Source organism: Mycobacterium paragordonae (genome assembly GCF_003614435.1).
In the GTDB taxonomy this organism is placed as follows: Bacteria; Actinomycetota; Actinomycetes; order Mycobacteriales; family Mycobacteriaceae; genus Mycobacterium; species Mycobacterium paragordonae.
Genome location: NZ_CP025546.1, coordinates 5252287 through 5275514 on the forward strand (window position 1 = coordinate 5252287; position 23228 = coordinate 5275514).

The 23228-nt window shown below is 67.0% G+C and carries 22 protein-coding genes; 8 read left to right on the forward strand and 14 right to left on the reverse strand.

Translation table 11 applies throughout. From position 1 onward, the window contains the following. Window positions 1-3 precede the first annotated feature (3 nt). The 8 genes from C0J29_RS23455 to C0J29_RS23490 form a co-directional block, all read right to left on the reverse strand. Window positions 4-1902, reverse strand: coding sequence for an ABC transporter family substrate-binding protein (locus tag C0J29_RS23455; RefSeq protein ID WP_065050136.1), 1899 nt, complete (start codon window positions 1900-1902; stop codon window positions 4-6). 23 nt (window positions 1903-1925) lie between these two features. Continuing rightward, the gene (gene typA, locus C0J29_RS23460) at window positions 1926-3815 is read right to left on the reverse strand and encodes a translational GTPase TypA (RefSeq protein WP_065050041.1); all 1890 of its coding nucleotides are present in this window, start codon (window positions 3813-3815) and stop codon (window positions 1926-1928) included. 70 nt (window positions 3816-3885) lie between these two features. After that, entirely contained in the window at window positions 3886-4617 is a 732-nt protein-coding gene (gene narI, locus C0J29_RS23465; protein ID WP_065050039.1) for a respiratory nitrate reductase subunit gamma, read from the reverse strand. 11 nt (window positions 4618-4628) lie between these two features. Beyond that, window positions 4629-5288: a nitrate reductase molybdenum cofactor assembly chaperone gene (gene narJ, locus C0J29_RS23470; RefSeq protein ID WP_174814862.1), complete on the reverse strand. Its 660-nt coding sequence runs from the start codon at window positions 5286-5288 to the stop codon at window positions 4629-4631. Next, the gene (gene narH, locus C0J29_RS23475) at window positions 5285-6907 is read right to left on the reverse strand and encodes a nitrate reductase subunit beta (RefSeq protein WP_065050035.1); all 1623 of its coding nucleotides are present in this window, start codon (window positions 6905-6907) and stop codon (window positions 5285-5287) included. Before narH ends, narJ begins: the two co-directional genes overlap by 4 nt. Further along, window positions 6908-10555 carry a nitrate reductase subunit alpha gene (locus C0J29_RS23480; RefSeq protein WP_120793703.1) on the reverse strand — a complete coding sequence of 1216 codons (3648 nt, stop codon included), beginning with the start codon at window positions 10553-10555 and terminating at the stop codon, window positions 6908-6910. Window positions 10556-10748: 193 nt separating this feature from the next. Further along, window positions 10749-11531, reverse strand: a complete 783-nt coding sequence (locus C0J29_RS23485) for a GGDEF domain-containing protein (RefSeq protein WP_162951539.1) — start codon at window positions 11529-11531, stop codon at window positions 10749-10751. Between the two features lie 301 nt (window positions 11532-11832). Further along, window positions 11833-12216: a (deoxy)nucleoside triphosphate pyrophosphohydrolase gene (locus tag C0J29_RS23490; RefSeq protein WP_120793705.1), complete on the reverse strand. Its 384-nt coding sequence runs from the start codon at window positions 12214-12216 to the stop codon at window positions 11833-11835. Between the two features lie 26 nt (window positions 12217-12242). Between C0J29_RS23490 and C0J29_RS23495 the strand changes: the two genes are divergently transcribed. Genes C0J29_RS23495 through C0J29_RS23505 form a run of 3 tightly spaced genes read left to right on the forward strand, consistent with a single transcriptional unit; the run spans window position 12243 to window position 15601 of the window. Beyond that, complete coding sequence (locus tag C0J29_RS23495; RefSeq protein ID WP_120793706.1) at window positions 12243-12539, forward strand: 4a-hydroxytetrahydrobiopterin dehydratase; 297 nt, start codon at window positions 12243-12245, stop codon at window positions 12537-12539. Window positions 12540-12581: 42 nt separating this feature from the next. Then, complete coding sequence (locus C0J29_RS23500; RefSeq protein WP_120793707.1) at window positions 12582-14120, forward strand: alpha/beta hydrolase; 1539 nt, start codon at window positions 12582-12584, stop codon at window positions 14118-14120. Between the two features lie 56 nt (window positions 14121-14176). Next, entirely contained in the window at window positions 14177-15601 is a 1425-nt protein-coding gene (locus tag C0J29_RS23505; protein ID WP_277950751.1) for a serine hydrolase domain-containing protein, read from the forward strand. On the opposite strand, the gene C0J29_RS23510 is transcribed toward C0J29_RS23505, so the two are convergent. Further along, entirely contained in the window at window positions 15558-16853 is a 1296-nt protein-coding gene (locus C0J29_RS23510; RefSeq protein WP_120793709.1) for a mannosyltransferase, read from the reverse strand. The genes C0J29_RS23505 and C0J29_RS23510 overlap by 44 nt on opposite strands. Window positions 16854-17012: 159 nt before the next feature. On the opposite strand from C0J29_RS23510, the gene C0J29_RS23515 reads away from it, so the two are divergent. Together C0J29_RS23515 and C0J29_RS23520 are read left to right on the forward strand one after the other, a co-directional pair. Then, on the forward strand, window positions 17013-17825 hold the full coding sequence (locus tag C0J29_RS23515) for a hypothetical protein (protein WP_065050025.1): 813 nt from the start codon (window positions 17013-17015) through the stop codon (window positions 17823-17825). A 52-nt stretch (window positions 17826-17877) separates the two neighbouring features. Next, a complete protein-coding gene (locus C0J29_RS23520) occupies window positions 17878-18996 on the forward strand; it encodes an Rv1157c family protein (protein ID WP_120793710.1) in 1119 nt (372 codons plus the stop codon). Between the two features lie 96 nt (window positions 18997-19092). Here the strand turns inward: C0J29_RS23520 and C0J29_RS23525 are convergent, their stop codons facing one another. The 4 genes from C0J29_RS23525 to C0J29_RS23540 form a co-directional block, all read right to left on the reverse strand. Then, window positions 19093-19239 carry a hypothetical protein gene (locus C0J29_RS23525; protein WP_063892814.1) on the reverse strand — a complete coding sequence of 49 codons (147 nt, stop codon included), beginning with the start codon at window positions 19237-19239 and terminating at the stop codon, window positions 19093-19095. Further along, window positions 19236-19865 (reverse strand): HhH-GPD-type base excision DNA repair protein, encoded by a 630-nt coding sequence (locus tag C0J29_RS23530; RefSeq protein WP_065050020.1) that lies wholly within the window; start codon window positions 19863-19865, stop codon window positions 19236-19238. Before C0J29_RS23530 ends, C0J29_RS23525 begins: the two co-directional genes overlap by 4 nt. A gap of 89 nt (window positions 19866-19954) precedes the next feature. Beyond that, window positions 19955-20146, reverse strand: a complete 192-nt coding sequence (locus C0J29_RS23535) for a DUF5302 domain-containing protein (protein ID WP_065050018.1) — start codon at window positions 20144-20146, stop codon at window positions 19955-19957. 43 nt (window positions 20147-20189) lie between these two features. Next, window positions 20190-20633: a PPOX class F420-dependent oxidoreductase gene (locus C0J29_RS23540; protein WP_120793711.1), complete on the reverse strand. Its 444-nt coding sequence runs from the start codon at window positions 20631-20633 to the stop codon at window positions 20190-20192. Window positions 20634-20688: 55 nt separating this feature from the next. On the opposite strand from C0J29_RS23540, the gene C0J29_RS23545 reads away from it, so the two are divergent. Together C0J29_RS23545 and C0J29_RS23550 are read left to right on the forward strand one after the other, a co-directional pair. Further along, a complete protein-coding gene (locus C0J29_RS23545) occupies window positions 20689-21204 on the forward strand; it encodes a DUF1697 domain-containing protein (RefSeq protein ID WP_065050014.1) in 516 nt (171 codons plus the stop codon). Continuing rightward, window positions 21201-22028: a class I SAM-dependent methyltransferase gene (locus C0J29_RS23550; RefSeq protein WP_120793712.1), complete on the forward strand. Its 828-nt coding sequence runs from the start codon at window positions 21201-21203 to the stop codon at window positions 22026-22028. The genes C0J29_RS23545 and C0J29_RS23550 overlap by 4 nt, the downstream gene beginning before the upstream one ends. Here the strand turns inward: C0J29_RS23550 and C0J29_RS23555 are convergent. Then, window positions 22025-22390, reverse strand: coding sequence for an Rv1152 family transcriptional regulator (locus C0J29_RS23555; RefSeq protein WP_065050128.1), 366 nt, complete (start codon window positions 22388-22390; stop codon window positions 22025-22027). The two genes, C0J29_RS23550 and C0J29_RS23555, sit on opposite strands and share 4 nt — an antisense overlap. A 37-nt stretch (window positions 22391-22427) precedes the next feature. On the opposite strand from C0J29_RS23555, the gene C0J29_RS23560 reads away from it, so the two are divergent. After that, entirely contained in the window at window positions 22428-23150 is a 723-nt protein-coding gene (locus C0J29_RS23560) for an NAD-dependent deacylase (RefSeq protein WP_120793713.1), read from the forward strand. Window positions 23151-23228 lie beyond the last annotated feature (78 nt).

The window sequence follows — 23228 nt, forward strand, 5'->3', positions numbered from 1 at the left end:
GGGCTATTGCCCGGTCTTGACCCACTGACCGGCGTCGCCAACGATGCCGACCGGCACTGCGCCGGTCAGGCTGACGTTCTGCACGCTGGGGCCGGCGCCCACAATCGTGGTGTCCTGCAGGATGGGCAGCACGGTCGACATGTTCCACAGCCGCGGCTCCACCGCGGTGATCACATCACTGATGTTCTTCGACCCATTGAGGGCGGCTTCGATGTTCGACTCGATACTGCGGTCGCAAATCCCGGTGAGGTTCGACGGCGCTTTCACCAGTGCGCCCGGATCGGGCTGGCGGCTCGGCGTCGTCAGCGGTGAGGTGGTGTCCGGTGCCGCCTGGGTCGTGGCAGCCGGCGACGTCGACGATGTAGTAGTAGGGGGAGCATTCGGGGCGGGTACCTCAGTGGCCTGCAGGGCCGGGCACCCGAACCGAGATGCCAAGGAAGTGGCCAGGTTTCCGCCGGCCTGATGCCAACCCACCAACGCGTCCACCTGGTGGTTGGCGAGCGCGTCGCGATACAGCGTCACCGGATCCAGCGCCAGCACGCTCGCGGCGATACCGACGTTGCGCAGCTGATCGGCGGCGGTGTTGGCCACGGCGACCGACGTCGGGTCGTTGACCGCCACCCCGATCACCAACGCCAACTGCTTGCCGTCCTTGCTGATTCGGCCGCGGATGACCTCCGGCGGACCGGTGCTCACCGGCGCGGTCGTCGAGCTGGGCGCCGGTGAAACCGATGTGCTGCTTTCGATTTGGAAGCCGGCGGCCTCCAGGAGCCCCATCGCCGCCGTCGAACTCATGGCCGGCGGCGCGGTCGGCACATAGCCGGGGTCACTGGGTGAACGGATCTGCGCCTGGGCCAGGGTGACGGTGTTGTCGCTGCCCGCCCCGACCGCGGCCAGCAGGTCGACGTCGACCAACCCCAGGATCGCCTTGCGGACCTGTGAGTCGGCCAGCTTGGGCTCGTTCGCCCGCAGCGTCAGCTGCATCACCCGGGGCGTCACGATCCGGGCGGTCCGCACGTCGGGGATCGCCGACAGCTGGGCGAACGCGGCCGACCCGCCATGTACCTGGGCCACCTGGGTGTCGCCGTTGCGCACCGAATCGGCCAGGGCGGCCGGCGCGCCGGCCCGCCGGAACTGGATGAGCGCCGGTTTGGCGGGCGGCCCCCAGTAGCGGTCGTTGCGGGCGATCAGGATCTCGTCGCGCTGCGGGTCGATGTTCTCCACCCGGAATTGCCCGCCGGTGACCGGCAGGGCGCGCGCCAACCCGGATGCGAAACCGCCCGGCACGTCCTTGACGATGTGCGCCGGCAACAGGTTGTTGAACAACTCCCGCCACGCCGGGTACGGCTGCGCGAAGGTGACGACGGCCGTCTTGCCCCCCTCGAGCGACTGGACGTTGGTAATGAGGTCATAACCGGCCGGATCCACCACGCCGGGCTGGCTCACCATCTGCCGCCACAGGTACCAGAAGTCGTCGGCGGCGATCGGCGCGTTGTCGGTCCACTGCGCTTCCGGCCGTATTTTGTAGGTCACCGTGAACGGGTTCTCGCTCGTCACGTCGGCTGCCACCAGCAGCGTGGGGTCCATCTCCCAACGTGAGCCGGTCGACGAATTGGGGTCCGGCACCGGGCGGAACGCGCTCGGCAGCACCAGGGCGCTGATCGCCGCGTTCACCGGAGACAGGTCCGAGAGCAGGTGTGGGTTGAAGCCGGCCCCGATCGAGTCGATACCCATGATGATCTGGGTGGGATGCTGCGGCGGCGGTGGTGTGTTGTGCGGGGTGTCGGTGCTCTGCGGCGCCGGCGGCGGGCTCACTGTGCACCCCGACAACACCAGACCGATGGCCGCTACCAGCACGCCGATCGCCACCAGGACGTGACGGGCTCGGTGCAGCACGCCAATCAGGGTATCGAGGTGCACGCGGCCTACCCGCGTGCCTTGGCGCGCGAGCGGCTGCGGGCGCGTGAGGTGGCGTCCAGCTCGACCTTGCGCACCCGGACGATCTCCGGGGTCACCTCGACGCATTCATCCTGGGCGCAGAACTCCATGGCCTGCTCCAGGTCGAGCTCGAGGGGCTTGGCCAGGGTCTCGATGACGTCGGCGGTCGAGGACCGCATATTGGTGAGCTTCTTCTCCCGGGTGACGTTGATATCGAGGTCCTCGGCCCGCGGGTTGATCCCGACGACCATGCCTTCGTAGGTGTCCTGACCCGGTTCGACGAAGAACTGGCCGCGGTCGGCGAGCGCGATCAGCGCGAACGGGGTGATGGTGCCGGTGCGGTCGGACACCAGCGAGCCGGTGTGGCGGGCGCGAATCTCGCCGGCCCACGGCCGGTAGCCGTCGAACACCGCGTTGGCGATGCCGGTGCCGCGCGTGAGAGTGAGGAAGTCGGTGCGGAAGCCGATCAGGCCGCGGCTGGGCACGATGAAGTCCATCCGGACCCAGCCGGCCGCGTGGTTGGTCATCTCCTCCATGCGCCCCTTGCGGGCGGCCATCAGCTGCGTGATCGCACCTACGAATTCCTCGGGGCAGTCGATCGTCATCGCTTCGAACGGCTCGTGCAGCTTGCCGTCGATCGTTCTGGTGACCACCTGCGGCTTGCCGACGGTCAGCTCGAATCCCTCGCGCCGCATCGTCTCCACCAGGACGGCCAGCGCCAGCTCGCCTCGGCCCTGCACCTCCCATGCGTCCGGTCGGCCGATGTCGACGACCCGGATCGAGACGTTGCCGATCAACTCGGTGTCCAGCCGGTTGCGGACCATGCGTGCCGTCAGCTTGTGCCCGGACACCTTGCCGGCCAGCGGCGAGGTGTTGGTGCCGATGGTCACCGAGATGGCCGGTTCGTCGACGTGGATCCGCGGCAGGGCGTGGGCATGGTCGGGGTCGGCAAGGGTGTCGCCGATCATGATCTCGGGCAGCCCTGCCACCGCAACAATGTCTCCTGCTGTCGCCTCCTCTGTCGGGCTGCGCTCGACGCCCTCGGTGGCCAGCAGTTCGGTGATCTTGGCGTTGGTGATGACGGGCACCCCGTCCACTTCGCGCATCCACGCCACCTGCTGGCCTTTGCGCAGCTTGCCGTTGTAGATGCGGATCAGTGCCAACCGGCCCAGGAACGCCGATGCGTCCAGGTTGGTGACCAGGGCCTGCAAGGGCGCCTCCGGGTCACCCGAGGGCGCCGGAATGTGCTCCATCAGCACTTCGAAGAGCGGGTCGAGGTTGTCACCGGCCGGAACCTCGCCGTCGGCGGGTTGCTCGGTGCAGGCGATGCCGGCGCGCCCCGAGGCATACAGCGTCGGCAGGCCCAGCGCGTGTTCGGCCGCCGCGGCCGCTTCGGGGTCGAGGTCGGAGGCAACGTCGAGCAGCAGATCGTGGCTGGCGTCGACGACCTCGCCGATCCGGGCATCGGGGCGGTCGGTCTTGTTGACGACGAGAATCACCGGCAGATGCGCCTGCAGCGCCTTGCGAAGCACGAACCGGGTCTGCGGCAGCGGGCCCTCCGACGCGTCGACCAGCAGCAACACCCCGTCCACCATGGACAGGCCGCGTTCGACCTCGCCGCCGAAGTCGGCGTGGCCGGGAGTGTCGATGACATTTATTACTGTCAGCGTTCCGTCCGCGTTGTGACGGTGCACGGCCGTGTTCTTGGCCAGGATGGTGATGCCTTTTTCCTTCTCCAGGTCACCGCTGTCCATGATGCGTTCCTGGGTGTCGTCACCACGGTGGGTCAGCGCACCGGACTGTCGCAGCATCGCGTCGACCAGGGTTGTTTTGCCGTGGTCGACGTGGGCGACGATGGCGACATTGCGGAATGGCACGTCGGTGATTGTGGCAGCGGGGCCCGTTAATAGCGAACCGGGCAGGTCACCCCCGGCTCGGTCAGCGCGGTCACCAGCCCCGTCGGCGCGGCGCCGAACCGATCAAGTGGTGTTTTTCCGCCGTGGCGCGGCTGCGGTAGACGATGTAGGGCCGGAACAGGTAGCCGACCGGCGCGCTGAACGCGTGGATCAGCCGGGTGAACGGCCACAGCGCGAACAACAGCAGCGCGATGAACACGTGGATCTGGTAGTACGCCGCAGCGTGCACCATCAGGTCGCCGCGCGGGTCGAGGATCCAGATCGACCGGAACCAGACGGACACCCGTTGCCGGTAGTCGTGCAATTCGCCGAAGTGGGTAAGTCCCATCAGCGTGCAACTCAGGCCGGCCACCAGTGCGCACACCAGCACGACATACATCAGTTTGTCGTTGCGGGTGGTGGCCAGGGACACCGCCGCGCGGGTGCGTCGCCGGTAGATGAGCAGCCCGATGCCCAGCAGGGTGGCGGCACCGGCCGGGACGCCCAGTAGCAGCGCCTGCAGGTGATAGAGGTGATCACTCATCCCGACCGCTCGGGTCCAGGACTCGGGAACGAACAGTCCCATGACGTGACCCATGATCACCGCGAGGCTGCCGAAGTGGAACAGCGGATTGGCGATGGACAGCAACCGCGACTCGTAGAGCTGCGAGGAACGGCTGGTCCAGCCGAACTTGTCGTAGCGGTACCGCCACCAGGCGCCGACGACCGCGATGGAAATAACGACGTACGGGATGTCGTCCCAGAAGATCTCCAGCAATTTCATATGCACCGCGCTCAGCCTCCCTCGGCGCGCCGGGGTGGCACGGTCAGCGTGAACGGTTGCAGTCCAACAGATTCCGTGGGTGGTCCGGAGTCGGCAAGGCATTGCGCCCGGCGCGACTGCTGGCCGGTGGTGGCGGGCAGCGTCGCGCACACCGCCGCGACGGCGTGCTGATAGGGCGACCCGATCTCCGCCAGCGCCCCCCGCAACACGTCGAGAGGAACGCGGTGCTCGCTGAGCAGGCGTCGCCCGGCATCGGGGTCGACGGTGGCGGCGAACTCCAGTACCACGGGCAGGTGATCCGGCGCCTCGGCACCAGGCGGCTCGACACCCGCCTGCCGGTATACCGTTGCAAACGCCAGCATTTCGCGGCCCCGGTTGCGGGTGTCCCCGGCCGTCCAATAGGTCAGGTACATGGTGGCGCGCCGCCGCATGTCGAACGTCTCGACGTAGCGCGCCGCGGCGGCCATCGTCGAGCAGGAGCGCAACGCCGCGGCCGTCTGGCCCAGCAGCGCCGCGGGAGTACCGCTGAGGTGGCTCAGCAGCTCGTCGACGATGTCCAGCCGCTCCGACATCCCGTCATCGGGATAGGCCAGCAGCAGTGAGGCCCCTTGCCACACCAGACGGTCCCGCATGGTGTCGGCGGTTGCCCGCGCGCGAGACAGCAGCTTCATCGGCGCACCGGCTTCGACTCGGGGAACAAGCTCTCGGGTTTGCCTCTGCCGTCCCAATTCAGCAGGTTGGTCTGGCGTTGCCGCAGCGCGTGAAAAGTCTCCACAGCGACCGGAACCGGGTTCCCGCTGCCCTCGCCGAACGGGCCCGACTCATACATTCCGGGTCCGCCGTCGAAGGACAACGAACATCCCGTCTCGTCGGACGGCGCCGCAGCGTGCCCATCCGCCGCGTACGCCGTCGGAATGACGTACCGCTCTTCGTATTTCGCGATAGCGAGCAGGCGGTACATTTCGTAGATCTGCTCCTCGGTCATTCCGACCGCCTGCGGAATGCGCGGCTGGGTCGGCCTGCCCAGGTTGATGTCGCGCATGTATGACCGCATCGCCGCCAGCCGCCGCAGCACGCCGGCGACCACCTCGGTGTCACCGGCCGTGAAGAGTTCAGCAAGGTACTGGATCGGAATGCGCAGGGCCTCCAAGGCGCCGAACAAGTTACCCAGATCCTCGCCGTCGTGGCCGTCGTGGCTGACGGCGTCCACCACCGGCGACAACGGCGGGATGTACCAAACCATCGGCATCGTCCGATATTCCGGATGCAGGGGCAGCGCGACCTTGTAGGTGTTGATCAGTGCATAAACCGGCGAGCGCTGAGCGGCATCGATCCACTCCTGCGAGATGCCTTGCGTCCGCGCGCCGGCAATGACCTCAGGATCGTTGGGGTCCAGCAGAATTCGTCGCTGCGCCTCGTAAAGGTCGGTGTCGTTGGGCACCGACGCCGCCTCGAGCACCCGGTCGGCGTCGTACAACACCAGACCGAGGTAGCGCAACCGCCCCACACACGTTTCCGAGCACACTGTCGGCAATCCGACCTCGACGCGCGGGTAGCACAGGGTGCACTTCTCGGCCTTACCGGTCTGGTGGTTGAAATAGACCTTCTTGTAAGGACATCCGGACACACACATGCGCCAGCCCCGGCACCGGTCCTGGTCGACCAGCACAATGCCGTCCTCGGTCCGCTTGTACATCGCACCGGACGGGCACGAGGCCACGCACGACGGGTTCAGGCAGTGCTCGCAGATCCGCGGCAGGTAGAACATGAAGGCTTCTTCGAGCCTGAGTTTGACGTCCTGGCTGACCTTCTTCAGGATCGGGTCGTCGGGCACGATCTCCGTTGAGCCGGCCAGGTTGTCGTCCCAGTTCGAACCCCAGGACACCTTCATCGGCTGACCGGTGATCTGGCTGCGGGGCGCCGCGGTGGGAAAGGTGTCGCCCGCGGGCGCCTGGGTCAGGTTTTCGTAGTCGTAGGTCCAGGGCTCGTAGTAGTCGGTGATGGTGGGCAGGGTGGGATTGGCGAAGATGCGCAGCAGCTTCTGGAAGCGGCCCCCGTCGCGCAACCTCAGCCGCCCTTTGTCATCGCGCTGCCATCCCCCACGCCAGCGGTCCTGATCTTCGTAAGTGCGCGGATACCCCACTCCCGGACGGGTTTCGACGTTGTTGAACCACACGTACTCGGTGCCCGGGCGATTGGTCCACGCCTGCTTGCACGTCACCGAACAGGTGTGGCAGCCGATGCACTTGTCGAGGTTCATCACCATCGCCAACTGCGCCATGACTTTCATCTAGTAGGCCACCTCCTGGCTGCGACGGCGCACCACCGTCACCTCGTCACGCTGATTGCCGGTCGGCCCGAGATAGTTGAACCCGAAGGTGTGCTGACCGTAGCCACCGGCGAGGTGGCTGGGTTTGATACGCACCCGGGTCAGCGCGTTGTGGTTGCCGCCGCGCTTGTTGTTGGTCTCGGTCCGCGGCGTGTCCACGGTGCGCTCCTGCACGTGGTAGACGAACACCACGCCGTCGGGCATCCGGTGCGACACGATCGCGCGGCACACGTAGATGCCGTTGGCGTTGACCGCTTCGACCCAATCATTATCGTGGACTTGGATTTTCGCAGCATCTCCCGGACTCATCCACATGGTCGGACCACCGCGGGACAGCGACAGCATGTACAAGTTGTCCTGGTAGGTCGAATGGAAGGACCACTTCGAATGCGGTGTGAGATACCGCACGGTGAGCCCGATCCCGTCACCGCCCGGTCCGAGCCGGGGCTGATGGAACAGCCGCGCCATGTCCAGCGGCGGCCGGTAGACGGGTAGCTGTTCGCCGAGTTCTTCCACCCAGTCGTGGGCGAGATAGAAATGCATCCGCCCGGTGAGGGTGTGGAAGGGTTTGAGATTCTCGATGTTGATCGTGAACGGCGCGTACCGACGGCCACCGGTTTCGCTGCCCGACCACTCCGGGCTGGTGATCACCGGCACCGGACGCGCCTGGGTGTCGGCGTAGGTGATGCGTTTCTCCTCGCTGCCCTCGGCCAGATGCGCCAGCCGCTGCCCGGTGCGTTTCTCCAATTCGAGGAACCCCTCGACCGCGAGTCGCCCATTGCAGGTTCCGGACAGGGCGAGAATGGTGTCCGCCATTGCCCGGGCGGTGGTGATCGCCGGACGGCCCACGGCGACACCGGAATTCATCACGCCGAACCGGGCGGCCAGCTCGCTGATCTCACGGACCGGATGGACGGTGTTGCCCTTGACCGTGATGCCGAAGGTGTCGACGAGTGGTCCCAGCGTCACCCACTTGTCGTAGGTGGCCCCGTAGTCGCGCTCGACGACAGTGAGCTTGCCCATGGTGGCTCCCGGCACCGGTGTCTCACCGGTCTCGTGCCAATCCCGCTGGGTGCCTTCCGGGTACGCCATCGCGTCCGGACTGTCGTGTTGCAACGCGGTCATCACCACGTCGGCGCGCGTGCCGAGGTGTTGCTTGGCCAGCGCGCTGAACACGCGCGCGATCGCGGCGAATGCGTCGAAATCCGAACGGGTTTCCCACGGCGGGTCGATCGCCGGACTGAACGCATGCACGTAGGGGTGCATATCCGTGCTCGACAGGTCGTGCTTCTCGTACCAGGTCGCGGCGGGCAGCACCACATCGGACACCAGTGTCGTCGACGTCATCCGGAAGTCGATGGACGTCATCAGGTCCAGCTTGCCCTCGGGCACGCCGGCGGCAGGAGCCTCGGCCTGCACGTTCGAGTCGGTGCCCAGCAGATGCCGCAGGAAGTACTCACCGCCCTTGCCTGATGAGCCGATCAGGTTGGCGCGCCACACGGTGAGCACCCGCGGCCAGTTGACCGGGTTGTCCGGATCGCTCACCGCCAGGTTCAACTTGCGCTCGCCCAGCTGTTCGGCGACGTAGTCGGCGATATCCCGTCCGGCCGCTCGCGCCTCGTCGGCGACATCGAGGCTGGACCGGTCGAACTGGGGGTAGAACGGGCTCCACCCCATCGCCGCGGCGGAGGTCAGCAGACCCATCGTGTGTTTGCCGTCGAACCGTCCGCGTCCGGCCGGGCTGGCCAACTTGTCGGCTCCGTAGTCGTCGTAGCGCCACTGGTCGGTGTGCGCGTACCAGTACGAGGCGCCGGGCACCTGCCGCGGCGGCCGCGCCCAATCGCTGGCGTTGGCCATGGTCTGCCACCCGCTCAGCGGACGCACCTTCTCCTGCCCGACGTAGTGTGCCCACCCTCCGCCGTTGCGGCCCATCGATCCGGTCAGCATCAACAGTGCCAGCACGGCGCGGTACATGACGTCGCTGTGGAACCAGTGGCAGATGCCTCCGCCCATGATCACCATCGAGCGTCCACCGGATTCCTCTGCGTTGCGGGCGAATTCCCGCGCCACGCGGATGGCCTGTGCGGCCGGGACCCCGGTGATCGGTTCCTGCCACGCTGGGGTGTTCTGCCGGCTGGGGTCGTCGTAGCCGGTCGGCCAGTCGCCGGGCAGCCCCTCGCGATACACGCTGTAATGAGCCAGCATCAGGTCGAACACCGTGCACACCAGATGCGTTCCCACCCGGCGCACCGGCACGCCCCGCTGCACCGTCTCACCGTGGCCGTCGACGGTGTCGAAGCTGGGCAGTTCGACCAGTGCGGCCCCATCGGGGCCTTCGACGCTCAGCGCCGGCACCAGCGGTCCCAGGTCCAGGTTCCACTTCCCGACACCGTCCTCGCCGAACCGGAAACCCAGTGAGCCGTGCGGTATCACGACGCGACCGGTGACCTCGTCCAGCAGCGCCGGTTTGAAGGCCGAGTTCTCCACCTCCTGGCCGATGTCGGCGGCAGTAAGGAACTTTCCCGGAACGAGCGCCTCGCCGCGTTGTTCCAGCTTGATCAGAAACGGCAGGTCGGTATAGCGCCGCACATAGTCGGTGAAGAACGGAACCTGTTGTTTCACATAGCATTCCGCGAGGATCACATGTCCCATCGCCATGGCCAGCGCCGCATCGGTGCCGGCGGCGCAGCGCATCCACTCGTCCGCGAACTTCGTGTTGTCCGCGTAGTCGGGACTGACCACCACCACCTTGGCTCCGCGGTAACGCGCCTCGGCCATCCAGTGCGCGTCGGGCGTGCGGGTGATCGGCACGTTGGAACCCCACATCACCAAATACGAAGCGTCCCACCAGTCTCCGGATTCCGGCACGTCGGTCTGGTCGCCGAAAACCTGCGGAGATGCCACCGGCAGGTCGGCGTACCAGTCGTAAAACGACGTCATCACGCCGCCGATCAACTCGACGAACCTGGATCCGGCGGCGTGGCTGACCATCGACATCGCCGGTATCGGCGTGAAACCGGCAACGCGGTCCGGGCCGTAGGTCTTGATCGTGTGGACGTGGGCGGCGGCGATCATCTCCGTCGCCTCGGCCCAGCTCACCCGGATCAAACCGCCCTTGCCCCTGGCTTGTTGATAGCGACGGCGCCGCTCGGCGTCGGCCTGGATGTCTGCCCACGCCAGTACCGGGTCACCGAGCCGGGCCTTGGCCTCGCGGAACATCTCCACCAGCACGCCCCTGGCGTAGGGATAGCGCACCCGCGTCGGCGAATAGCTGTACCAGGAGAAAGACGCGCCCCGGGGACACCCGCGCGGTTCGTATTCGGGACGGTCCGGACCCACGGACGGATAGTCGGTCTGCTGGGTCTCCCAGGTGATGATGCCGTCCTTGACGTAGATCTTCCAGGAACACGATCCGGTGCAGTTGACCCCGTGGGTGGACCGAACCACCTTGTCGTGGCTCCATCGATCGCGGTAGAAGACATCGCCTTCGCGGCCACCGCGCCGAGTGACGGTGCGCAGGTCTGCCGAGAATTCTCCGGGTGTGAAGAACCGGCCGCTGCGCTCCAGGAGTTCTTCGAGGTGCCCACCGATGCGTGGGGTGGCAGTCAAGGGTTTCAGGCCTCCTACTCACTCGCGGCGCGCGGCCGGGTGCGGTCCGACCGGTACGGCCGGCTAGTCCAAACCAGGGGTAGGTCAGGGTCCGTCAGTCCCAAGTTGACGTCGGCTACCTTCCGGGACCCTGTGCGTTGGCCGAAATGCGGCTGTGAGTAGCCATCAAGGTTGCTGTGCGTCGCGGCCGGCGTCAGCCGAAATCGCAAGCCTGATTTCCGCCCCGGCGTTTGGCCGCATACATGGCGCGGTCGGCAGCAGCAATCAGTTCGTCGAGTGACGCACCGCCGCCGGGGGCGCCCAGCGACCCCAGATCGGCACTGGCGGTACCGATGCTGGCCGTGATACCGGACGGGTGCTCGGCGATCGAACGACAGAGCGGCGGGGCAAGCGCTGCCACACCGTCGGGGGTGCAAGTGGCCGCGAGGAGAAACTCCTCGCCGCCGGCACGACAGATGATTGCCTCCGGCGGAGACTGATCGCGCAGGAGTTCGGCCACGGCCTGCAGCAGGCGATCGCCGGCGGCATGACCGTGAGTGTCGTTGATTTGCTTGAAGTTATCGAGATCGACCATCATGACCGCCAGACAAGTATGAGCGGCAGGGTGATTGACGAGACGCGCGGCGACAGCCTCGGCGAAGGCCCTCCGGTTCAACAGGCCGGTGAGCGGATCCTGCTGGGCGCGTTGCACGTATGACTCCACCGCCTGGGACATCCCCCAGATGATCAACGGCACCGAGAAGTTGGGGAAACAAATCAACCAGAACGCGGTGACCGCGGCGGTGGAATCGGATGCGCCGGCCAGACGCAGCATCGAGTCGGTGGCGGCGACCATTGCGACCAGACTGTTGAGCACCAGCAGCCGCAGGTTGTGGAACAGCGCGATGTAACCACCGGTGACGGCGAGCGCCGTGCAAGCCAGCGCAGCCAGGGTCGGATTGGGTTGAACCACACTCCAGCCGCCGGCGGACAGCATGCCCGTGACCGCGGCGAACTGCGATTGACGCCGAGTCGGCCAGTGCGTGAGCCAGAAGTAGGTTGACCCGATACTGAAGACGACCGCCACCGCGCTGATGATCCAGGCGACTGCGCTCGGCCGGCGCTGGGTGGCCAAGACGCTGAGCGGCACCCAGGCGGCCGAAGCGGACACGATCGCCAGGATCATCTGGGCCGATCGCATCAGCTTGCGCTGACGCAAAAATGTTGTGACCCAATCGAAATGATCAGGCCGGCGCCACCAGAGCGGCAGTCGCAGGATCATCGCGCCCGATGGTTGGTCATAGCGCTTCCGCCAGAGCATCGAGCCAGGCACGATCGGCCGGCACCCAGTCGACGTCGCCGAGCTCGTCGGCAGTCACCCAGCGCAGCGCCTGATGATCGCGGGGGTGCGGGTCGCCGCTCACCAGGCGCACCCGGTAAGCCCGCAGGGTCATCGCCTCGTTCAGCGCGACATCACCCCCCAGGCGTTCGCCGACGGCGACGTCGATCCCCAACTCTTCGGCCAGTTCACGTGCCAGCGCAACGGCCTCGGTCTCACCATCGGCGACCTTGCCGCCGGGAAGCTCCCAGCGGCCGGCCAGGTCCGGCGGGCGGAGGCGCTGTGCCACCAGCACCGCGCCACCGTTGATGACGGCACCGGCGACGACGATCTGGGTCGGCATGGCCAAAGACGGTATACGGTCGGCTTATGGCTGTTCTCACCGATGAGCAAATAGACGCCGCACTGCCCGACCTGGACGGCTGGGAGCGCGTTGACGGGGCGTTGCGCCGCTCCGTCAGATTCCCGGCATTTTTGGCCGGTATCGACGCCGTGCGCCGGGTGGGCGAGCACGCGGAAGCCAAGGACCATCATCCGGATATCGATATCCGCTGGCGGACAGTCACTTTTGTGTTGGTGACACACTCCGAGGGCGGCATCACGCAGAAGGACCTCGACATGGCGCGCGACATCGACGGAATCGTCGGAGAGGCCTCATCGGCGTAAACGCCGCCGCGCGGGCCGGCCGTCGGGTTACGCTCGCGCTCGATGAACACGTTGCGGCTGGTGCTCGCGATCATCCTTGCGGTTGCTGGTACCGCCTGCTCGCACACTGACGCGCCGCCGAGCGGCACACCGACCACGACGACTCATCCGGCCGCACAGTACGAGCCGGGGCCCTGCCCCTCGGTACCGAACCCGGCGCCCGGACTGGAACGCGCACACTGCGCGACGCTGGTGGTCCCGGAGAATCGCACCAAAGCGGGCGGGCGTTCGCTACGTCTGGCTGTCGCGGTCATACCGGCCCAGACGCAGCCCCCGGCCGCCGACCCGATCCTGATCATCACCGGGGGCCCCGGCGAGGACGCGATCATGGATCCGCCGATCGCCGAAAACGTGGGCCTGGACCGCAACCGGGATCTGATCCTGCTTGCCCAGCGGGGCAACCACTCGTCGCAGCCCGTGCTTGCCTGCCCGGAAATCGACGGGTTCTTCGCTCGCCGAGTGGGATTGGTGTACGACGCGACCACCACCGGCGATGAGTACGTGCAGGCCGCCAAGACCTGTCACGATCGACTGGCGGGCGACGCAGACCTCTCGGCTTTCAACTCCACCGAGAGTGCCTACGACCTGATCGATCTGCGCACCGCGTTGCACGTCAATCAGTGGAATGTGTTCTCGCACTCCTACGGCACGGACCTGGCACTGCTCTATTCGCGGCTTGACCCGGCGGCCATCCGGTCGCTGGTGATGGACGGGATGACACCGCCGTCGCTGGCGAGTCCGAGTTGGACGTGGGGCAGCGCGCGCGAAGCGTTCGACAACATGATGAGCGCCTGCACCGTCCAACCGGATTGTCAGGCGCGCTATCCCAACCTCGCCGACACGGTCGTCCGGCTGGTCAACGAACTCGAGGCGCATCCGGTGACCACCACGGTCGACGTCGAAGGTGTCGGTGACACCAAGGTGGTGCTCGACGGGGGCGCCCTGCTGAACTGGATGGTTCCGATGGGAACCCATTTTCCGGCCGAAATGCCGGCCGGCATCGACGAACTCGCGCACGGCAACCCGAAGCGTATTGCCCGGCAGTGGGCGATGGCCTGGGCGAACCCCGGCAAGGTCGGGATCATGGGTTGGGGCCTGACTCTCAGCATCTGGTGCAGTGAATGGGTTCCATTCGACTCCGTAGACGATCAAAACCGTTCCGCCAGACAGGTTTTCGCCGCGCTTCCCGATTCGGTGCGCGCGCAGGCGCCGCAACTGCCGTTCCTGCGGCAGGCGTGCGCGGCTTGGAACGTTCCCAAAGCGTCGGAGTGGGTGCGCGGCCTCGGCGAGGGCACTTTCCCGGCACTGGCGCTGTCCGGCAGCTATGACGGTCAGACCGGCGCGGCGTCGGGACAGTACGTCGCCCAACATCTTCCGCACGCGATTTCGGTGACCGTCCCGGGCGTGGCGCACGGAATCTACGCCGACCGCTGCGGAGCGGCCGTCATCGCGTCGTTCTTCGAAACACCCGGGCAACCGGACATCAGCTGCGTGCGGACCACGCAACCGCCACTGTTCGCGGTTGACCCACCGCCGCCGTGACACCGCCGATTTCCCGCCGCAGCCTGCTGAGCGGCACCGTCGCGGGGGCGGCGGCGCTGACACTCTCCTGTTCGCCCAGGCACGACGCCGCTCCGGCACCCAGCAGGTTTGACGAGCTGGATGCCAAGATCACCGCGGGCATGAAGACGTACGCGGTACCGGGTGCCGCGGTGGCGGTCTGGGCTGGCGGGCAGGAATATGTGAAGGGTTACGGCGTCACCGACGTCGACCACCCGGTGCCGGTGGACGGCGACACCGTCTTCCGGATCGGCTCCACCACAAAGACTTTCACCGGCACGACGATCATGCGACTGGTGGATGAGGGCAAGGTGGCGCTGGACGCACCGGTGCGGGAGTATCTGCCCGACTTCGCCGTTGCCGACGAGGTGGTCAGCGCCGCGGTGACGGTGCGTCAATTGCTCAATCACACGTCGGGGTGGCTGGGTGACGATGTCCAGGACTTCGGCAGTACCGACGACGCGCTGGCCCGCTACGTCGGATCGCTAGGCCGGCTGCCACAACTGAACCCGCCCGGCGCCGTGTTCGCCTACAACAACGCCGGGTTGGCGGTCGCCGGCCGCATCATCGAAGTGCTCACCGCGACGAGCTACGAGGCGGCGGTGCAGAACCTGTTGCTCAACCCCCTGCAGTTGGGTCACACGCACTTCTTCGATGACCAACTGGCGGGCCTCACGGTCGCGACACCCCACAATGTGGTCGACGGCAGGGCTGTTGTCGCCAAGGACTTTTGGGCATTTCCTCGCAGCTGCAACCCCACCGGGGGCCTGATGTCCAGCGCGCGGGACCAGTTGCGCTACGCAAGGTTTCACCTCGGTGACGGCACCGGGCCGGGCGGCGCCCGAGTGCTGAGCCGGCCGGCGCTGCAGGCGATGCGCTCGAATCCCGGCGCCGGCGGGACACTGCAGGTCGAACTTACCGGCATGGGCGTTGCCTGGATGCTGAGGCCGTCGGCGGAGGACAAAGTCGTCGTGCAGCACGGCGGCACGTGGAGTGGTCAGCGTTCGGGGTTTTTCATGGTTCCCGAGCGCGACTTCGCGATGACTTTACTGACGAATTCCGAAGGCGGAGCACAGCTTACCGTCGATCTGTTCGGCGACGACTGGGCGTTGCGCCGATTCGCCGGCATCAGCAACCTGCCGGCCAACACCCAACACCTTTCGGCCGACGACCTCGCGCCGTATCAGGGACGCTACGTCGCCGAGCTGATCCCTGAATCGGGAACGCTCGAGCGGTCCGTCATCGACTTCGTCGCCGGCGACGGTCGACTCGACGGCACCGCGGGCACCGGCGAACCGGGCGCGGACACCAGCCCGATGGGCCTCGTCTTTTATCGGCCCGACTATGGCCTGGGCCTGGGCCCGGATCGCAAACCGGTTGGCACCCGGTCGAATTTCGTGCGGGACCCCGTCGGCAACATCATCTGGTTCCGTAGTCACGGTCGGCTTTTCCGGCGCCAGTAGTGCGCCCGCTCAACGCGATCCAGCCCATCGTCGCCAGCGCCACGACCACATACACCGACCCCGCCCAGGCCAGATACCACGGCCGGCTGATCACCCAGATGGTCGGCTGCTCGAAGCTCAGCAGCCACGGCACTCCGATCACGGTAAGCACCAACCAGCCCCAACCGAAGACCTTCGCCGCCACCCGCTCCAGCAGCGGTCCGTGGATCAGCCAGATCATCAACGGGACCAGCCACACCCAGTGGTGCGTCCAGGAAATGGGTGAGAGCAGCAGGCCGAAGAGTTCGACCACCAGCAGCCTGCCCAGTGCGTCGGAGTCTTCGAGCGCCCGCCACGCCAGCACGGCGATGACGGCCGTGATCACCAGCGCGGTCAGCACGAGAGGCCCGTATCCGGCGTCGTAGCCGACGATGCGCGAGATCGCGCCGCGCCAGGATTGATTGAACGAGGTGGCGATGGGCCCCACCCGGTGCGCGTCGCCCAGCAGGTCGGTGAAGTAGTAACGGGCTTGATCACCGACCACGAACAGCGACACACCGATGGTGAAGAGAAACACCGCCAACGAGAACAACGCCGCAGACCAGCGGCGGGCGCCCAGCAGGTAGACGCCCGCGATCGCGGGAGTCAGCTTGACCGCGGCCGCGATCCCCACCAGCATCCCGGACAGCCACCACCTGGTGGTGTAGGCCGCCCACAGCACCGCCAGCACCAGGAACACGTTGATCTGCCCGTAGTCGAAGTTGCTGCGCAACGGTTCGATCCAGATGGTCACCGCGGTCCACAACATCGCGGCCCGTCGGTCCGCGGCGGTCCCGATCAGCCACTGGCTGACCCGCACCACGCCATACAGGGCCGCCACGATTGCCACGTGCCACAGGAACGCCAATAGCCCGAAAGGCACAAAGTGCATCGGGTAGAGCACCACCGCAGCAAACGGCGGGTAGGTGAACGGCAGCGGGAAGTCCGGCGTCTGGTCGGCGTAGACGTAGCTGTACAGGGTGCCCGGATGGTCCAGGGTCGCGGCCCCGCCGACATAGACGTGCAGGTCGACGAAGTTTGCGCCGTGCGGCGCCAGATAGGTCCAAGCGAAGCGTGCCGCGATGCTGACGATCAGCAGCGGCAGCGCCAGCGTCTGCAGCAATGCTCGTGGCCGCTGGGTGGGGCGTGCCGCCGCGGCGGCCGAAGTGGTGTCTACCGGACAGACTTTACCGCCGACCCGACGGGCGACTTCTCCCACGCCGCGCGCGTCCATGCCCTTTCATAACGGTGCGAACACGATTCCCAGGTCGGCGGTCACCGCTGCCACTCGTATCGGTAACGATCCCATAAATGCCACACGTGTCACTTGAGTCACTTCTGTACCAAGCTAGCTTCGGCTTTGGGACCAGTCATCGAACTATCAGGGAGAGTCATGCCAACCATCTGGACTTACGTCCGAGCCGCCGCCGTCCTGGTCGGCTCGTCCGCCGCCTTACTGACCGGCGGCATCGCCCACGCCGACCCCGCGCCCGCTCCGGCGGAGACCAACATCCCGCAGCAGCTGATCGCCTCGGCAGCCAACGCCCCGCAGATTCTGCAGAACCTGGCAACGGCCCTCGGCGCTACCCCGCCGGCGCCACAGGGTGTGCTGCGCTCGCCGGACCCGGCGCCCGCCGCTCCGGGTGGATTGAACCTGCCGTCCGTGCTGCCGGGTGTCACCGCTCCGGCTCCCGCCACCGCTCCCGGGACGGCGCCGGCGGCTACGCCGTCCATCCCCGGCGTGAACGCCCCGCTCCCCGGCCTCACCGCGCCGGCCGCTCCGGCAGCGCCGGCAGCAACGGCGCCGGCATCGGTTCCGTCGATTCCGGGAGTGAACGCGCCACTGCCGAGCCTGGCGGCCCCCGCCGCTCCGGCAGCACCCGCCCCGGCGTCGGTCCCGTCAATCCCCGGTGTGAACGCGCCGCTGCCCGGACTGACCGCCCCGGCCGCTCCGGCCGCACCGGCGCCGGCGTCGCTGCCCATCCCGGGTGTGACCACTCCCATCCCGGGCGTGACCGCTCCTGCGGCGCCCGCGGTGCCCGCGACTCCCGCCTCGTCGTTACCGGGTCTGGCCACGGCGATTCCGGGACTCGCCCAGGCCGCGCTGCCGGCTATCACCTCAGGGATTCCGGGGCTGGCGGGCGCTGGCGCGCCGGGCGCTCCGGCAGCGAGCGGTCCGCAGACCCTGCTCGCCGCTCTGCCCTGAGTCCAGTAATCACCGACGGCTGACCTAACAACACAAACCGGGAGTAAACACCGTGGCAAGCACTTGGAGTCTGTCCAAAGGTTTGGCCGCAGTCGTCGTCACTTCGGCTGCCGCGCTCATGATCAGTCCGAGCGCGGCAGCCGACCCGGCGACACCGCCGCCCAACCCCGCTCAACAGCTACCGGGGCTGCCGGCGTTGACCGAGTTGAGTCCGATAATCCAGCAGGCAGCCGGAAATCCGGCGCAGGCGACCCAGCTTCTGATGGCCGCGGCGCAGGCATTCACCCACAATCCGACGGCGCCCAGCGAGGCCAAGAACGTCGCCTCGTCGGTCAATCAGTTCGTCGCCGACCCCGGCGGCTCCCCGCACTTGAGCAGCCAGGTGCCGCCGGGGGGCACTCCACCCGAGGGCGCCCAGGTGCCGCATGTCCCGCCGCCCGGCGTCGAGCCAGGCACGCTTCCGCACCTGCCGACGGGCGTCGACCCCCATCACGCGGCGGGCCCGGCTCCCGAGGGCGACGTCCCCTCCGTGGTCAACCCCCGGCCGGTCGATCCGCCGCCTCCCGGGCCGGAACCCGCACCGCGCGCTCTGCCCGCGCCGGCACCGGCCGCCGCACCAGCGGCACTACCGGCTCCTGCTCCGGCTCCGGCCGCGGCACCCGCACCTGCCCCGGCGCCCGCCGCCGCACCCGCGCCGGCACCTGCTCCCGCGCCCGCTCCGGCTGCGGCACCGGCGGCCGCGACTCCGACTTTCGGTCCTGACGCCCCACCCACCCAGGACTTCATGTACCCGTCGATCGGCACGAACTGCCTCGGTGACGGCACGAACGCCCTGGCCACAGCGCTGTCGGTAGCGGGACCGGCTCCCATCCCGACGCCGGGTCCGGGGGCGGGCCAGACCGCCTACGTGTTCACCGCGGTCGGAACGCCCGGGCCGGCCGATGTCCAGCGCCTGCCCCTGAACGTCACGTGGGTCAACCTCACCACCGGCAAGTCGGGCAGCGCCACGCTCAAGCCGCGCACCGACATCAACGGGGAAGGCCCGACCACGCTGACCGCGATCGTGGACACCGGCTCGGGCAGCATCATGTCGACGATCTTCGGGCAGGTCACCACCAAAGATCGTCAGTGCCAGTTCATGCCCACCATCGGCTCGACGGTGGTGCCTTAGCGGCTTTGCGCTGCCGCACCGGCCCGCGAGCGTGCGCGGATGTACATCGACCACGGCGTGGCGCTGTACGGATGCGCACGCTCGCGGCGCGCGGCGTCAGTACGCCATGAACAAAATCGCGTCCCGGTCGTAGTCCAGACCGGGGTGAACGCTGGCCAGGTGAGCCTGAGTCAGTTCGACCAACTCATCCTCGTCCTTGCCGACGATGGCTTCCCCGCACGGACACGTAATGTGTGTCTTCACGTTGCCGCCTTTCCTTTTGCTTTCCCAGAGGCTTTCCCGGACGCCTTGCCAGATGCTTTCCCAGACGCAGCAGCCTTCATCTGCTTCTTATACGACCGCACCTGACCCAGCGACTCGGCATCGACGATATCGGCGACCGACATGTGGGTTCCAGCCTTGCCGTAATCCCCCGCCGCCGCCCGCCAGCCCGTCGGCGTCACGCCGTACTGCTTGCCGAGCAGTGCCAGAAAGATCCGCGCCTTCTGGTCGCCGAACCCGGGCAGCGCCTTGAGCCTCTTCAGCAGTTCTTGGCCGTCGGGGTCTCCGGCCGTCCACAAAGCGGCCGCGTCCCCGTCGTACCGGTCGACGATGATCTGCGCGAGCGCCTGGATGCGCTTGGCCATCGACCCCGGAAATCGATGAATGGCAGGCGTTTCCGAACAGAGCGCGGCGAACTTGTCAGGGTCGTAGTCGGCGATCTCGGCGGCGTCGATACCGCCCATCCGATCGACGATCTTCTTGGGGCCGGCGAAAGCGACCTCGAGTGGGATCTGCTGATCAAGCACCATCCCGACCAGCAATGCGAATGGATTGGAGTCCAGCAGCGCGTCGGCGGCCGGATCTTGAACGAGCTGCAGTTTCGGCACCCGGTCAGTCTAGAACGACGTCATCAACCTGCCCCGGCAGCATCCATACCGGGACCGAAAGCGCCTCGCCCGCAACGCCTTTTGTGCGACTAGCCGCTCTTGCGGCGGAATTCCCGGCGGTTGCCGGCGGCCCCGTGCGCCCGCGACTGCTTGCCGCCGCCGTCCTTGTGATCGGACCCGCCGGACGACTTGGCCAGCTTGCGTTCCAGGGCTTCGCGGAATTTACGCTTGTTGTCGTCCTCCTGCGGTTCGGACGATTCCGGGGGCTTCGTGTCGGCCATACCGGCAGCCTATCTGGTGACGATGCGGGCCGAAACGTATTTACTACCGCCTGCCGGGCGGCATGCCGTACACGTGGGAGATCGGCATCGTCAGCAACACACGCCGATCGGTGACCATGGCCTCGCGGTACTCGTCCCAGTCCGGATGTTCACCAGCGATGTTGCGGTACAAAGCAATCAGGGATTCGACGGTGTCGTCGTCGGGCGCCATGGCCGGCGGAGTCAGCTCCGCGATGCCCTCCGCGACCGCATACGACCACCCGTCATCGGCATCTACCAACAGCGAGGCACGGGGGTCCCGGCGCAGGTTGCGCGTCTTGGCGCGCGGCTCGGTGATCGACACCTGCAGCACCAGACCCCGGGCGTCGAAGTAGTACTGCACGTTCGACAACTGCGGCCGGCCGTCGCGTTTGATGGTGGCCAGCACTCCGATCGAGTTGCAACTGATCACGGCCAACAGCTTGTCGTCGAAGACGTGGCGTCCCATGCCGAAAGCCTACGTCGCGTTGCGGCCTTCTCCGATGGGCTGGTGAAATCGACTCATGACCAAGTACGCGGCATTCCTGCGCGGCGTCAACGTCGGGGGCGTCAATCTGAAGATGGCCGAGGTGGCCGACGCCCTGACGGACGCCGGCTTCAAGAACGTGCGCACCATCCTGGCCAGCGGCAACGTGCGGCTGGAATCGTCGGCGAAAGAGGCGACGGTGCGCAAGAAGTCCGAGGCTGCACTGCGGGACCGATTCGGCTACGACGCGTGGGTGCTGGCGTATGACTTGGAGACGGTGCAGGCCATCGACGAGGCCTATCCCTTCGAGCGCGAGGCCGACGGTCAGCAGTCGTACGTCACCTTTGTGAGCGACGCAGAAATACTCGAGGAACTGGCGCAGCTGAAGGCGGGTCCGAAGGAGAAGATCCAGCGTGGCGAGGGCGTCATCTACTGGCAGGTGCCCAAGGGCAGCACGCTGGACAGCACCATCGGCAAAACGATGGGTAAGAAGCGCTACAAGTCCTCGACCACGTCGCGCAACCTGCGCACGCTTGCGAAGGTGCTCGCGTGAACGGCTCGCGGTCGCACAAGGTCGCTCTCACCGGTGTCTCGGAAACCGCGTTGCTGACGCTCAATGCCCGCGCCACCGAGGCGCGCCGCGGTGACGACCGGCTCATCGACGACCCGATGGCCGTGGCGCTGGTGGACTCCATCGATTTCGACTTCGCCAAGTTCGGCCCGACCCGTCAGGACATCGCGATCCGGGCGCAGGCGTTCGACGGTGCCGCCAAGGCATACCTGGGCAGCCACCCGGCGGCCACCGTGGTGGCGTTGGCCGAAGGCCTGCAAACCAGCTTTTGGCGCCTGGAAGCGGCTCTCCCCGAGAGTCAATTCCGTTGGCTGACAGTTGATTTGCCGCCCATCATCGAGATCCGCAAGCGGCTGCTGCCGTCATCGCCGCGGATATCGGTGCTCGCGCAGTCGGCGCTGGACTACAGCTGGATGGACTCCGTCGAGCCCTCGAACGGGGTCTTCATCACGGCCGAGGGTCTGCTGATGTATCTGCAACCCGAGCAGTCGCTGGAACTGATCGCCGAGTGCGCGAAGCGATTTCCGGGCGGTCAGATGCTCTTCGACCTGCCGCCGCGCTGGTTCAGCATGTTCAGCCGGCTCGGCATCCGCACCTCGCTGCGCTACAAGGTGCCGGCCATGCCGTTCAGCCTGACCCCCGCCGAAGCCGCCGATCTCGCCGCAACGGTGCCGGGCATCACCGCGGTTCACGACGTGCGGCTACCCAAGGGGCGTGGGCTGATCTTCAACACCGCTCTGTCGGCGGTCTACCAGGTTCCGCTGCTCGATCCGCTGCGCCCGAACCTGACGCTCCTGGAGTTCTAGTCGTCCGGCACGTTGGTCAGGTAACGCATGGCGTCGGACTTCGTCAGCCCCAGCGCCCGGGCAACTTCCACGTATTCCTTGGCCGCGGCCGCCATCGCGGCATCGGTGGGATCGAAGCGGGAGATGAAAGTGCCGAAGCGACCACGTGTTTCGACGATGGCCGCGGATTCCAGCTCGCGGTACGCGCGGGCCACGGTGTTGGCGGCCACGCCCAGTTGGCCGGCCAGGTCGCGCACCGTCGGCAGTCGGGTGCCCGGCGGTAACGAACCGGCCCGGACCCCGTCGATCACTCCGGTTCTGAGCTGGTCGAATATCGGCTTGCCCGCCTTCACGTCGACCTTCAACAAATCGCGCAACTCCACATAACCAGTATTGCCCACACGCGGCTATCTTTGTGGGATGCGAGTGACGGTGCTGAGCGGCGCGGGTATCTCGGCGGAGAGCGGCGTCCCGACGTTCCGTGACGACAAGAACGGATTGTGGGCACACTTCGACCCGTACGAGCTGTCCAGCGTCGAAGGCTGGGAACGCAATCCAGAGCGCGTATGGGGCTGGTATCTGTGGCGCCACTACCTGGTGGCCGACGTGCAGCCCAATGCGGGGCACCAAGCGATCGCCGACTGGCAGCGGCACCCGGACGTCACCGACGTCACCGTCGTCACCCAGAATGTCGACGATCTGCACGAGCGCGCGGGGAGCACACCGGTCCACCACCTCCACGGCAGCTTGTTCGAATTTCGTTGTGCGCGTTGCGGAATGGCGTACAGCGAGCCACTGCCGGTGATGACCGAAGCCGCCATCGAGGTGGAGCCGCCGGTGTGCCGCTGCGGCGGCCTGATCCGGCCCGACATCGTCTGGTTCGGGGAGTCGCTGCCGCAGGGGCCGTGGCAGAGCGCGCTCGATGCGACGGAGAACGCCGACGTGGTGGTGGTCGTCGGGACCTCGTCGATCGTCTATCCGGCGGCCGGGCTACCGGAGATGGCGCTGGCCCGCGGTATCGCGGTGATCGAGGTCAACCCCGAGCCCACGCCGTTGTCGCAACACGCCACGCTGTGCGTGCGCGAGTCAGCCAGCCTGGCTTTGCCCGGGCTGCTGGAACGACTGCCGGCGCTGTTCAGCTAAGCCGCTTGCCGTACCAGCCCTGGCGGCCGCGACTGCGAATTTGACGACGCCACTGCGGCGTGTCGCGTCGGGAAATTC